This is a genomic window from Psychrobacter sp. VH5 (genome assembly GCF_050572635.1).
In the GTDB taxonomy this organism is placed as follows: Bacteria; Pseudomonadota; Gammaproteobacteria; order Pseudomonadales; family Moraxellaceae; genus Psychrobacter; species Psychrobacter celer.
Genome location: NZ_CP192145.1, coordinates 1,350,506 through 1,364,175, shown reverse-complemented (window position 1 = coordinate 1,364,175; position 13,670 = coordinate 1,350,506). Strand labels below are relative to the sequence as shown.

General features: G+C 46.4%; 9 protein-coding genes. All 9 read right to left on the bottom strand.

Annotation, left to right across the window (positions count from 1 at the left end):
• Positions 1 to 16: 16 nt before the first annotated feature.
• On the bottom strand, positions 17 to 172 hold the full coding sequence (locus ACNFVB_RS05775) for a hypothetical protein (RefSeq protein WP_430738391.1): 156 nt from the start codon (positions 170 to 172) through the stop codon (positions 17 to 19).
• Positions 173 to 385: 213 nt separating this feature from the next.
• The gene (locus tag ACNFVB_RS05770) at positions 386 to 1,675 is read right to left on the bottom strand and encodes a DUF2931 family protein (RefSeq protein ID WP_430738390.1); all 1,290 of its coding nucleotides are present in this window, start codon (positions 1,673 to 1,675) and stop codon (positions 386 to 388) included.
• Between the two features lie 123 nt (positions 1,676 to 1,798).
• Positions 1,799 to 3,031, bottom strand: a complete 1,233-nt coding sequence (locus tag ACNFVB_RS05765; protein ID WP_430738389.1) for a T6SS phospholipase effector Tle1-like catalytic domain-containing protein — start codon at positions 3,029 to 3,031, stop codon at positions 1,799 to 1,801.
• Positions 3,031 to 5,928 (bottom strand): contractile injection system protein, VgrG/Pvc8 family, encoded by a 2,898-nt coding sequence (locus ACNFVB_RS05760; protein ID WP_430738388.1) that lies wholly within the window; start codon positions 5,926 to 5,928, stop codon positions 3,031 to 3,033. The genes ACNFVB_RS05765 and ACNFVB_RS05760 overlap by 1 nt, the downstream gene beginning before the upstream one ends.
• Positions 5,929 to 6,364: 436 nt before the next feature.
• Positions 6,365 to 7,393 (bottom strand): ornithine cyclodeaminase family protein, encoded by a 1,029-nt coding sequence (locus ACNFVB_RS05755; protein WP_430738387.1) that lies wholly within the window; start codon positions 7,391 to 7,393, stop codon positions 6,365 to 6,367.
• Positions 7,394 to 7,542: 149 nt separating this feature from the next.
• Positions 7,543 to 8,829, bottom strand: a complete 1,287-nt coding sequence (gene amaA / locus ACNFVB_RS05750; protein WP_430738386.1) for an L-pipecolate oxidase — start codon at positions 8,827 to 8,829, stop codon at positions 7,543 to 7,545.
• Between the two features lie 12 nt (positions 8,830 to 8,841).
• Positions 8,842 to 10,302 carry a Na+/H+ antiporter NhaC gene (gene nhaC, locus ACNFVB_RS05745; protein WP_430738385.1) on the bottom strand — a complete coding sequence of 487 codons (1,461 nt, stop codon included), beginning with the start codon at positions 10,300 to 10,302 and terminating at the stop codon, positions 8,842 to 8,844.
• 151 nt (positions 10,303 to 10,453) lie between these two features.
• Positions 10,454 to 11,944: an L-piperidine-6-carboxylate dehydrogenase gene (gene amaB, locus ACNFVB_RS05740; RefSeq protein WP_430738384.1), complete on the bottom strand. Its 1,491-nt coding sequence runs from the start codon at positions 11,942 to 11,944 to the stop codon at positions 10,454 to 10,456.
• 141 nt (positions 11,945 to 12,085) lie between these two features.
• Complete coding sequence (gene hglS, locus ACNFVB_RS05735) at positions 12,086 to 13,537, bottom strand: 2-oxoadipate dioxygenase/decarboxylase HglS (RefSeq protein ID WP_430738476.1); 1,452 nt, start codon at positions 13,535 to 13,537, stop codon at positions 12,086 to 12,088.
• Between the last annotated feature and the right edge of the window lie 133 nt (positions 13,538 to 13,670).

The following is a 13,670-nucleotide window of genomic DNA, read 5'->3' as shown; positions in this document are numbered from 1 at the left end:
AAGCATATCAATGATTCTACACTAAATAACTATCATCATTGTCTTGACTGACAGATGTATTATCAAAACCTGAAAGGTCATATTGATTTGGATTGGCAGCGGCATAAAAGGTTGGACTGGTGTAATCGCCCATTTTACTGTAGATATCATATTTAGCATCGGTGTTTTTCACCACTTCGATACCTTTGGGATAGATTCAGATAAGTTCGACCTTTTGACGCATGGTTATATAAGCATCGACATAGTAGCTGCCTGTATTGGGCGGCGTCATACTACCTGAATTGAGTATCTTTAGGACTGCTGCTTTATTTGTCATTCCTGCCCTGTAATTAAGCAGTCGAATAACTTCTTACTCGTTTGTTCACAAGTCGCAATATATATTAAATTAATCCATATCCACAAAAGCAGGATCGCTTAGATCTTTCGCTTTTGGTTCAGTAATAAATATAGGATAGCCTTTTTTGGCGTAATACAGTCCTTCATAAGGGTCTATTGGTGCGCGTGAGAACTGATAAGCGCCTTCAATTAGTATTTTGTGATTACCTTTTTGCAAATAGACGCTTTCTAATACTAAATCTTTATCAAACTTTATCTTTAATGTGGCGAACTCATCAGAATTTGCAGGCTGGCTATCCGTTGCAAGGGAACGATTGGGATATAACTCTTTAAAATATGTAAAAAAGCGGTTTAGATTAGGGTCTTGGTAGTAAGGCTGATAAGAGGCAGTGCTAGTACCGCGGGCTGACCATTGTGGTATAGGGTATAGATGCACTTCAACTTCAGTACGCTCGCCTGATTCTTGATCAGTAGCCCATGTCCTAATCTTAGTAGGTACTGCTTTGAGTTCTTTACTATATTTATCGAACTGATCATCTAGTATGGCAAAGCGCTCGGTATTAGCAAACTCAGCATAATACTCGCCATTCCATTCTTGACCATCTATACTTACAGATAGATTCCAAGGATATTTAGTCTGCATCTGCTTGTACCAGTCGGAAGATATTATCCAGTCGCCTGACTGCCACTTTTTATACCCTTCAGGATGGTTGTTCTTAAACTCTGTAGCGTAGTGTTCTTCCCCTGTTTTTTTAGTTTCTAGATAAGCATCATAACTCATATAGAGCATTTCATCGCCACTTGATACAGGAGGGCCTTCTAGTGTTTTTGGATCAGGCTCGATAGGCGTGGCTTGAAAGGAGGTGATCTCTTGACGTCTAGGCCAGCCCGTTAGAAATACAATGACCCAGCCATCAGGGGCAAAGGCTAGCTCGATACCATAGTAGTTGGCACTGTCTGGATCGGGTTTTTCACGGCTATCTTCTACCCGTTTGCTTGTGCTAGTCATCAGCGTGTAGATTTGATCAGTGGGCAGCTCATGCTCACCTTGATAGTACTGATTGGTTATGTCATCAATATAAGTAACTCGTACCTTGTCAGGTAATGGCTGCTCAAATGGATTACCGCCTAATGGTGTACTGCCATAACCCCAAATTCCACCACCTCCATGGAGTGAGCGCAACCAAGTACCATCCTCTAGATAAAAGCTAGTGCTATAGCTACGGATTTTATCTGACTTCTGAATATCCACTATGTTGTCAAAATTATCTTTTTTGTATAAGGTATATCTAGCAACCGATATTTTAGCGCCCCATTCGACGACTTTATTATTTTTCATCTGTTGTTCCTTATATGCCCATGCAAATGTCATGGATAAAAGCACAAATATAATAATGGTTACAATCTTTGTTGTGGTCGACCAGTTGCGTATCATTGGGCACTCTCGCTAAATATCATTAAACTAGCCATTAATTATTTGTCTGAACGGTATACCGCTTTTGTATCTCACTTCAAAGCCTATTGCGTTTTGCACAGACCAATGAATATAGTTATGTCTTAGCGCTTTAGTTGCCGCATTTTCTGGTAGCATCTTGGTGATGCGTCTGCCTCTTTTCGCACCATTTCTCCATGGGTCGGCATTGATAACTTCGTTAGGAAGACTGGTCATTAGTGTTTTAACAGCACCTGTGACTTCACTATAATAGTTAGATAAACCTTTTTCACCTGTTAAAAATTCTAACTTGCCATATTTGCTCGCCATTCTTGCCATCATCTGCAATGAGATCTTATGTATATCATATCGAATACCTGTACGGGTAAAAATATGATTAAATTGTCCTCGACCTCTTGACATTGAGTTAAGCTCATCCTTGTTTTCTGTATAAAAATTCTTAGCCACTAACCAGTTTTTTTCTTTATTACTTAAAGTTGAGTATCTCTCACTCGTATTATTATGATAAGCACCACCAACATCAGCGTGAGCACCATTCATAGTGACTTCATAGCCGAAGCCACTACCGACAGCTGAATTAATGTTAGTCACTGAAAAGTTTAATCGATATTCGTCACCCGCTATGATATGAAAAACTTTAGTAAATGCTTTATCAGTAGCACTAAGGTCTCGAAAATCTAACTTTAACTCTTCTACATCATCGTTGAAATTTGCACCAACAGAGGAGACTGTATCAAATATCCCTACAAATTTAAAAAGTATCTTAGTACGTGAAAGCTGCCAGTTTGGGAATGGTCTAGCACTTGATTTAGCTAAATGCACAAAATGGCGAGCAGTAGCCGCTCCACGACTAAAGCCAAATACATTAATATGAAGTAATGAAGGTGCGTTTCCTACTGCTGTCTCTATCGCCCCAAAAGCTTGTTCAGCACGTTGAGCAACGCCTGTAATACCAACGCCTGTAGCATAACCAGCTACTTCATCGTTAGTATCACCTCTACGAGTCCCAATACCTTCTATATATACCCAAAATTGTCCATTGTTGATTTTCCCTTTTGTGAACATCCAAGCTATATTAGAATAGGCATTAGCATAACTACTAGTGTCAGAGTGCTCGTTTTCATCATATGCATCAGTGTTAAACATATTATTCTTTGTACCATCAAAGAATACGTTTACTGTTTTAATATCTACCTCTTTTGGAACAAAAGATCCTTCTATTGTATTAGTCTTATCAGTCATTACTCATCATCCTCATCAGAATCTTCGCTAAATGTGAGAGCAACCTCTCTATGTCCCGTACCAACCCGTATCGTTTCACCCTTCTCATTGGTCACGCCGCGATAGATCTTACCTTCGGACGTCTCAATTTTATAAGCAAACCCAGCAACGGGGTTACCTAATGTGTCCCTAACCACATACATCTCATCGTATGGGTCTCTATGCGGAGGTATTTCAACATCGGCAAAACCGCCTTTAACCAGCGCCTTCTTCACCGCATTCACCTTAATCTCCCCCGGGCAAACGAGCTTAATCCCGCTCTCATCAATCGTCAGTGACGCCCCCGCGCTAGTTTGCAGCTTGATGCGTTTCGGACTTGCGATATTCACTTGTCCCGACTCGCTACCGATGGTCATACCCTGCTGGCTGTGCAATTGCAGCTCACCGCCCTGTGCTTGTATTGCTACTGGCTTGGTATTAGCACTAATATTCAGTCCTGATAGAGCGGCTTGTCCGGCTATCCCTGACAGCGACTCGATACGATCTGCCGTTAAGGTATAGTTGCCTGCCACCACATCGGACTGCGTACTGCCAGATTGTCTAACGATGGTCTTGGCTGTGGTTAGGGTATTGTTGCTTGATGCCAGAATACTGTCTTTGCTGACTACTAGTACATCGGACGCACCTAAGACTTCAGTTTGTAGGGTCTCATCGATCACCTGCGCTGCGGTTTCAAAGGCTTTTATAGACGCGTTCGCACTACTGATCTCTTGGGTGGATTGCAAGTGCGCTTGTTTGGCTTCCATCAGGGTCTCACTCAGCTCTGTGCCAAGTTTCAGCTGGCGTTGTCCTGCGTCGTTGACCCACGCCGATTCATGCTCGGATTGGCTGTGCCGGATCCCAAAGGTAGAGAGCAGCACGCCACTGTCTGCTGTGGCTTGTAGTCCATGATCGGTGGCAAGGTTGACCCCTTGTCCGCTGCTTGTCGATTGATGGTTGCTATAGCGATGACGTAGGACGCCAAGCTCAAGGATGTGCTCATCTGGTGAGAAAGTAGCACTGCTGGTACTGGTGGGGGCTTGGGCGTTGGCACGACTAGCAGTGTTGACCGACCACTGCATGCCGATCTGGTTTGGGGTGTCATCAAAGAGAAGGCTGACTTCAGATTGATCGTTAAGTCCGTATTGAGCGATACCGGTTATCCAGCCGCTATGTGCGTCGTCATCCTTGATTTGTGAATGTCCCAGACCAGCACCATGCCATCTTGGTGAGGATCCGCCTTGTAGGTTATATCTATTAGCCAGTCCCTCATCGCGGTTGGTGATGTCTTTTTCATCGCTATCGCCCATGCCGATACCGTCATAGAGGCTACGGCTAATGACGGGGCTGTCCTTGTCGCCGTACCAGTGGTTGAGCAGCACTGATTGTCCGAGTCTTGGGGTAAACTGCCAGCCGTGAGTGGCACCTGAGGACAACTGCAAACTGCGCAGCGGTGGCGTCATCCCATCGTCGTGCGTGCTGATACCAGCAGATACCGGAGTGGTGATGGTGCGCTGCAGGCCATCATCGGTCACCTCTGAGGCATAGCTTGGACTCGCTGAGGTAGTTTGATCACCGGTACGGGCTTGGGTGACACCGGTATAGGTGCTACTGACAAAGGCGAGTTTGCTGGGATAGGGACAGTAAGGAATAGCAGAGTCTAATAGTGTGGCGGTTACCCATACACCTGTGTCTTGTGCGATGTCGATACCGTACTGGGGAATGGCTGCATACGACTGATGGACGTTGCTGACAGTATGCAGGGTATCGGTTTGCTTTTGGCTGCTTTGATGGGCGTGCTTACTAGTACGAGTGAGCCAGTCCGCTATAAAAGAAGCATGATGGTAAGAGACGCTGTCGCTATCTGGTTCGATGCCGATCATAGTAAGTGCGGTGCAATAGCTTGTTAAAGTGTGAACAGTCGATAAGTTATCGATATGCACGCGATTGCCGATATGCATGCCGCGCATCGAACCGGCGGCGGTGTAATACTCTCTATTGCAGGTATTAGCAGCGACCCACTGCTTGGCCATACGAGTGGCAGCAGCATCGCTATCGACTCGAGACGGCGCCCCTAATAAGACGGTCTTATCTTGCATAGCCAGTGCAGAATCGTCATAAGCTTGGCCTTCATAAAGAGTATCCGCTGACAACCCATCAGCGCGTACTGCCACAATAGAGGTGCCGCGTTGCTTGGCTCTGATCTGTAGCTCGTCCACGATATCACTACCGGACTGTACGGAAGACGCAGCATAGCGGTAGCTTACTGGCTCAAGCGTGCTATCCTCTAAAGTGTTGATTAGCTGCCAGTGACCAAGAGTGTCGGCTGAGTCGCCGTTTATCCATAAAGCCGATATACCGATATCTGCCAGTAATCCTGTGATAAATTCATAGTCACTCACATCAAATTGGCTGCGCATGGCGAGTGGTGCGGTCAGCTGTTCTGATGATAAGAGTGGGTCTGAGAGCTGCCATTCAAAGTCATAATCACCAAGGATCGCGGTGATGATATCGAGCGTGGACTGGTTCACAAAGCTGCGGGTATGGATGGACTGGGTCAGTTGCCAGTCAGGGGTGACGATATCAAGAGTGTAAAAATGAATAGCACCATCTGAGTGCTGGTAGTGGACGGCTCTGATATGTCCACAGCGATAAGTAGGTTTGCGAGCGGCGGTAAGCGTGGTGAGACAAACTGGTGTGCCGATGAGTGATAAACAAGCGTCGCTATCCAAAAAATACTGAGTATAAGCCAGTATACTGCCCACCGCGTGTTGATGGATACTACTCTGCCATAAAAAGGTGACTGGGTATAAAGCGTCAAAAGGCAGGACATCTGCACCTATATAGAGCTGATGCAGACGAGCGCGTTGTGAAAGCATAACTGGGATTCTCATCGTAGTTAGGTTGAGCGTAAAACAACAGCATTATCAACAAAAGTTATGGGCTGCCACGTGAGAAAAGTATAGTGCTTATTGAAATATTGTCAACTCTTAAGCCTATGATTATCAATAGCCATTGATAAAGTCAGGAGAATATAAAAGGTAAAAAAAATTACGGATATTTTATAACGGCCATTTTTATCCCTTTTAGATATCTATCGATTGAATTGAGGACACACCTTAGTATTTTAGATTCAAGACAAAAAGCGCTCACTACTAAATGGCTCCGTATCGATAAACAAAACCTTCTCAAAAAGTAAGCCGTCGTTATCATCTTACTTTTGCCAGTTAAGTTCACTTATTTTAAAATACGGACATGACATAAGGTGGGTCAGTGTTACGTTGGATTGACTCTATAAGGATAAATACTCAGCCCTTATAGCGCGACACATTGACCCAAGCTTTTTGCTTTGGCTTTTTTTGCTACCTGTAAAGCGACGGCTGCATCAAAGCTGGCTGCGCCCACTGATTTAAACAGCGTCATACCTTTATCCTCCTTCACATCGAGGCTGATTTTTTTATTGACCAAATCCCCCAATGTGCCAGTGAGCCTATCCCATGTCCAAGCACTATCACTGTCCTCATGCGCTTGTATCAAGTCCCCTGCTTCATGCAAGCCGCCTTCAGCATCGTCAATGATCACGGAGTCGCAGGCCTCTATCACTGAGTTACTGACTTCCTTCATCGTGGCCTGATAAGCGCCCACCGCATTGATATGAACATTTGCCTTTATCTGCGCCGCCTCAAACAGTCCTGCCGTCGAGCGTGTGGCCAGATTGATAATATCTGCGTCTCTGATTGCCTCTTCAATATGCTCACAAACCTGAACATCAACTTGCCATTGTGGATACTCTTGTATAAACCTGTCTCGAAACTGATGCGCCGTCTGCGCCGTTCTATTCCATAGTTTTACGTGCGTGATATCTGGACGTACTGTGAGAATAGCGTTTAGCTGCTCATATGCCATCCCGCCTGTACCGACCACTGCTGCCACTCGACTGTGTGGATTCGCCAGATACTTAGTCGCTATCCCCGACAGCGCGGCGGTACGCACTTGGGTGATATATATTCCGTCCAAAAAAGCCAGCATATCGCCTGTCTCATTATTTGAGACAGTGATGGCGGCCATGGTGGTTGGTTTATCGCGCTGAGGATTGTCGGGACAGATGGTGACCAGCTTGACGACTGCATACTCGTTTTCACCATCAAAAACCACTGACGGCATCGACAAATGCGAGCCTGAGGTGTGTGCATCACTCTCCTGAAAAGTAGGAATGACTAGGCGCTCAGGTGTTTTAATCCAGCTCGGATGCTCGCCTTGTCTCTTCAGCAGCTCCTCGATAGCACTGATGGCCATTGGCATGGTTAGCTGTTTTTTTACGGTATGAATGTCTAAAATCTGCATAATTATCCTTAATCTGTTTTGTTATTTCATTATGAACAATCCTTAAATGTGACATTAAAAAACCTAATAAGCAACCCGCCATTTTTAGAGCTTTTATCACGGTTTATCATTTTAACTAAGTCAATAACCTCACTATGCAAATAACCAAACTATCTAATGATCTTGAGACATTGACCAGCGTGATACAGTGTAAGGCCAAGCTCTGTAAACCCAGACTTGATACCGCCAAAAGCAACCTTTGCTTCCTCTAAAGTCTTGAAAGGTAGCGGAATGCTGTCTCTTTTGCCGGTCACGATATAGTCTGCAAAGCATTTACCCATAAGCGTGCCAGTGGTAATGCCGCGACCATTATAAGCCGTCGCCGTCAGCAAGCCTTCGTCTGGCTCCATCACGCGAAAGATATGATCTTGGGTAAAGCCAAAGCTACCGCACCATTCATACTGCCAGTCAAACGCGGGCAAATCTGGATAGTAGCTTTTTTGCACCGCATTGGCCCATGACTGATAAAAGGATTTTGGTTTCATCTGCGTCCCACCAACCGTGCCCAATAATAAGCGATTGTCATTATCACGGCGAAAGCTAGATAGCGCCAGACGTGTGTCCCAGGCACCTGTTTTGTAGGGCAATATGCGCTCTGCCGCTGCACCGCTCAGCGGTTCGGATGCAATCTGATAGTAATAAACCAGATAAAAAGTTTTGGCGATATCTGTCCATTCGCCTTCGGTATAAGCGTTGGTTGCGATAATCACACGCTCAGATTTGACACATGCTTTGGCCGTTCTGGTGTACCAATGACCGCCTACTTTTTCTAGTGATTCAACAGCAGAGTGTTCATAGATCGTCACGCCAAGATTTGCAGCGACTTTGGCAAGTCCTCGGACATAAGCCAGTGGATTGATAGTACCCGCACGGTGGTCTAATAAGGCTTTATTGATACTGGTGGTACCGCAGTACTCGTGGCACTTACTGCCTGTCAATACCTCCACATTAGCGCCGCGGCGACTGAGCTGCTCGTATCTGATATCGACATCGATCTCACCTTTGGCATTGTGCGCCATATGAATATTGCCTGCTTGGGTCGCTTGCGCGTCGATATCATAGCGTTTGATTAAGTCAAACACCAAACCCGGCGCTTGACCAAGCGCTGCGGTCAAGCGCTCACCATCTGCCGCGCCTAAGCCAATGCTTAAGTCATCAGGGCGCGCCCACGTACCAGCATTGACCAGACCCACGCTTTTCCCTGAGCCGCCACTACCGATACTTTGACTCTCAAGTAAGACAACCTTGACGCCTTTTTCAGCCAGATGAATTGCTGCAGACAGTCCAGTATAGCCGCCGCCAATGATGCACACCGCCGCTTGGGTATCGCTACTCATTTGACTATATGCGTCAATATTAGGCGCCGTCATGTTCCACAAACACTGCTCTTGCAACATATCAGACTCCCTTTAGCATACTTCACTTAGTGAAGTATTGGTATCGAGCTTTGCTACTGCAGGCTCTTCACGCGGTATGAACTTATCAAGGAACGCCCAAAGCAGGCCAAATAAAGGCGACAACCAGCAGGCAAAGGCAAAAGGCGCATAGGTCAAGGTGGCGATACCGAGTGTCGCTGCCACAAAGCTACCACCCATGTTCCATGGGATAAGGGGCGACAAAAGTGTCCCCGCGTCTTCGATAGAGCGCGTCAATGTCGTACGTTTATAGCCCATCTCTTTATATTTGTCTTGCAGCAAACGGCCTGGCAAAACACAAGTGGTATAAACATCACCGATGAGTGTCCCGACACTGAGCACACTGCCGTACGTGGTAAACACCAGACCCAGACGCGATTTCACAAAATTATTAATCTTTGCCATGATGGCCCTAAGCGTGCCGTAGTGCTCAAGCGCACCGATAAAACCCAAGGCAAAAATGGTCAAGCTGATGACCCACGTCATCGACATGACACCACCTTTTGACAGCAGCTGATCCACTACCTCAAAGCCCGTCTCACTGACAAAGCCGTTTTGTAACACATCAAACACCTCACTCACCGCCACGCCCTGCATAAACACAGCAATCACTGAGCCTACCAGCACCCCGCTTAACACCGTCGGTATCGCTGGCATTTTCATCACAGCGGCGACAATGACCACTGCTGCCGGTAGCAAAGTGACGATGCTTAAATTGTAATTGGCCGCTAGGTTGTCTTGTAGTGCGCGGATAGACGACAGGTCAATACTGTCATCACCATACCCCATGCCTATCCACGCATAGATAGCCAAAGCGGTAATCATGGCGGGAACGGTCGTCGGCAACATACCTTTGATGTGATCCCAAAGATCGACGCCAGCAGCAGCAGGCGTTAGGTTGGTGGTGTCTGATAGTGGCGACATTTTGTCACCAAAAAAAGCCCCCGAGACGATCGCACCGCCCGTTAGGTGTGCTGGAATACCAAGCCCCAAACCGATACCCATCATCGCAAGACCCACGGTACCCACAGTCCCCCACGAGGTGCCCGTAGCGACAGAGATAATGGCGCAAATGATACAAACAGAAAATAAAAACGAGGAAGGGGAAAAGATACTAAAGCCGTAATACAAAATGGTCGGCACGGTGCCGGCGATAATCCATGCACCGATGAGCATGCCCACGCCCATCAAGATAATCATCGCAGGTAAACCAATTTTGATGACCTTTAAAAAACGCTCTTCCATACCTTGCCAATGACGACCACGCAGCTTCATAAATAAGCCGGTGATTAATATGCCGCAAGCAAGAGGAATGTGAGGGGTAAAATCTTTAAATACAAAGAACTGTATCATCAGAATGATAGCAGTCAGTAACAGAGGGGCAATATCCAGTAAAAAGCTAGAAGATGGGCCATAGCCATCTACATCGGGGTCGTGCGATTTATCATCGATCATGATAGTTCTACCTTCCTTAGTAGTCGTCGATGGGAGTGGCAACCAATCCTTGATTGCTTATTATTTTTGGCCTGCCAAGCTTCTATAAATGAGGCTTGGCAGTTTGTAGATAAGTAAATCAAATCAACAAAAATTTGTACTCATCTTTTTATCAACCAAAGCTAATGCCTTGCGCTAGTGGCAGCTCTTTTGAGTAGTTGATGGTATTGGTCTGACGGCGCATATAGACTTTCCACGCATCAGAGCCAGATTCACGGCCACCGCCGGTTTCTTTTTCACCGCCAAACGCCCCGCCGATCTCAGCGCCACTGGTACCGATATTGACATTGGCAATACCGCAATCACTGCCGCGATCGCTGAGGAAGGTTTCCGCTTCACGCAAGTCATTAGTAAAGACGCATGACGATAGGCCTTGTGGCACATCGTTTTGCATCTCAATGGCTTCATCAAAGTCTCGGTAGGTCATGACATACAGAATCGGCGCAAAGGTCTCGCTTCTGGCGACATCGTTTTGCTCGTCAAACTCGACAATGGCAGGCGTTACGTAATAGGCATCAGGGTATTTGTCTGCAAGGACGCGCTCGCCGCCCGTAACCGTGCCGCCTGCGTCTCGCGCCTTTTTTAACGCTGCTTGCATATTATTAAAGCTGTCTTCATCGATCAGCGGACCTACCAGATTGCCCTCTAGTGGATGACCGATACTGACGGTTTCATACGCAGACTTGATGCGCGGTAGGATGTCGTCTTTGATAGATTCGTGGACAAATAAGCGACGTAATGTCGTACAGCGCTGGCCTGCCGTCCCAACCGCGGAGAACAAAATACCGCGTAACGCTAAGTCTAAATCGGCACTTGGTGCCAAAATCATGGCGTTGTTACCGCCAAGCTCAAGCAAGCATTTACCAAAACGGTTGGCAACTTTTGGCCCGACTTCTCGGCCCATACGCGTACTACCGGTGGCGCTCACCAAAGCCACATCTTTGTGCTCCACCAAGGCGTTACCGACATCGGTTTTACCGAGTAAGACTTGCGATAGATGCTCTGGCGCATCGCCGAATTTGGCCAAGGCTTTTTCAAACAGTGCCTGACAGGCCAAAGCGACAAGCGGGGTTTTTTCTGAGGGCTTCCAAATTACCGGATTACCGCAGACGATGGCCAGCGCAGTATTCCACGACCACACCGCAACGGGAAAGTTAAAGGCTGAGATGACACCAATCACCCCGAGCGGATGCCATGTCTCACGCATGTGATGGCCTGGACGCTCTGACGCAATCGTCAAACCATAAAGCTGACGCGACACCCCGACGGCAAAGTCGCAAATATCAATCATTTCTTGCACTTCACCTAGGCCTTCTTCTTTAATCTTGCCGGCCTCAAATGACACCAGCATGCCTAAGTCTTCTTTATGCTCGCGCAGCACTTCACCGAGCAGGCGCACCAGCTCGCCACGTCTTGGCGCAGGCACCACGCGCCACTCTTTAAAGGCTTTTTTGGCATTGGCAATCTTGGTGTTGACCTCATCAACGCTGTCCAAGGTTATGCTGCCGATCACCGAGCCATCAATCGGGCTATTGACGTCAAAATTACCATTTTGATATTGCGCTTCTTTGACACCCATCGCGGCCATATACTGCTTAATCATATTCCATCCCTTTTATTAATTTATGCTTCCTTGAAGACTTATTAACTTAACTTGCGTCTAGGCAAGTTGCAAAATAATTAATTTCGTACTGCCATTCCTTTTTGGAATGCTCATTAACAGTTCCAATTATCTATCACGGTTTTAGATAACGCGTTTTAAAACCTTACTATTTAGTTGTCCCAAACACGCTTTGAGACTCTCTGCTTGTAGCGTTTGATAAAGCTCAAGCTCATCGTAGACTTGAGCGCCCAAAGCATTCTCAAACGCTTCTTTATTGGCATGAGCTTTATCATTGCTTTGCTCGCCGCTGTGTTCGTCTTTTTCATTATCGTTTTCATTGTCGTTTGTGCTGTCGTCATGCAGATTGGACTGAAAAATCCCCGCCGCACTGACAGGTAAAAAATCCTCATAGACAATAGGTTCTAGGCGAATCATTCCTTGCTCAAGCAAATCAGTAATCACTTGCTTTGATAAAGGGTCATTTACGTTTTCTACATTTATGTCTTCTACGTCTATAGAATCTAGCGTTGGCTCGTTATCTGTATCGCTATCGGCCGCTTGATAGTAAAAATACGCCAACCCCTCGTCACGTAATGCTCGATAATCATCAGGGAACGCTGCAAATGCACTTTCTAAAACTTGATAATACTCTAAGGCGTTATTGGTATTTGGCGTCACTCCTAACTGGCGGCGAGCTTGGCTAAGCAATTGGTCATACAGCGCTCGGCCTTTAGGCGTTAAAGCCACGCCGCGCTGCTCAATCTCGCCAAAGCGCGCAGTATGATGCCCCGTTTGATAGCCGCCGTTAGGACTTTTAAAGCTAACCGCTTCTTCTAATGCTCTAAAACTGGTCTGACGCAATAAAATAGGACATCTCCGTCTCGGTGGCCCTTCTATAATGGCTTTTGGCGGTATGCCTTTTGCTTGCATACCAGCTTGTACCGCATCGATGTCTAAGGTTCGAGGGGTCAGATGATTGATATGCGGACCTTTAAAACCGACGACGTCAGCAATTAGTCCATGCTGGCTTAATAGCTGCTGATAAAGCGCTTTTGACACGGGTGTTTTGTCATGCCAGCGAAAGGTTTCTAACGCTTCTTTGACAAATTGCTTAGCGTCTATCGCCGTCAGCCCGCCCTGCTCCTCAAAGCGCTTAATTAAATTAACAACGTTATCTGTAAAGATAGTGCGCTTATCCAAAGCAGCTATCGCTTCTTGTTTTAATGCTTCATCATCAATTAAATCAAGGCGCAATAGAGAAGTAAAAACGCGAAACGGACTGTTATTTAATGACTGCGTGTCAAGCGCTCGAAAAGCCGTAGAATGCACAGGCACACCGGCAGGCGCCAAATCATAGTAACCAACAGGGTACATGCCCATCACCGCAAACAGCCTGCGCATCATGCTTAGCTCGTCCGCGGTGCCCAGTCTAATCGCGCCATGGCGTTCCATACCTAACCTATCAATCTCTCCGGTGTGCTCAAGCTGTTGCCTGATATCAGGCTGTTTATTTAATACGTCGGTATTTACCTCGCTCACCAAATCGATGAGGTCACCATATAACGGCACTTCTTTTTGGTACATCTCTGACATGGCGATAGAAAAATTGTGGCGAATATCATCACTATTGATAAAGGTAGGGTTCACAAGTATGTATCCTTTTTTATTCAGGTGTTTTTGCTGCTCCATGGCTGTCTCTTATCTTCCTAGACCAGATAGATAATAA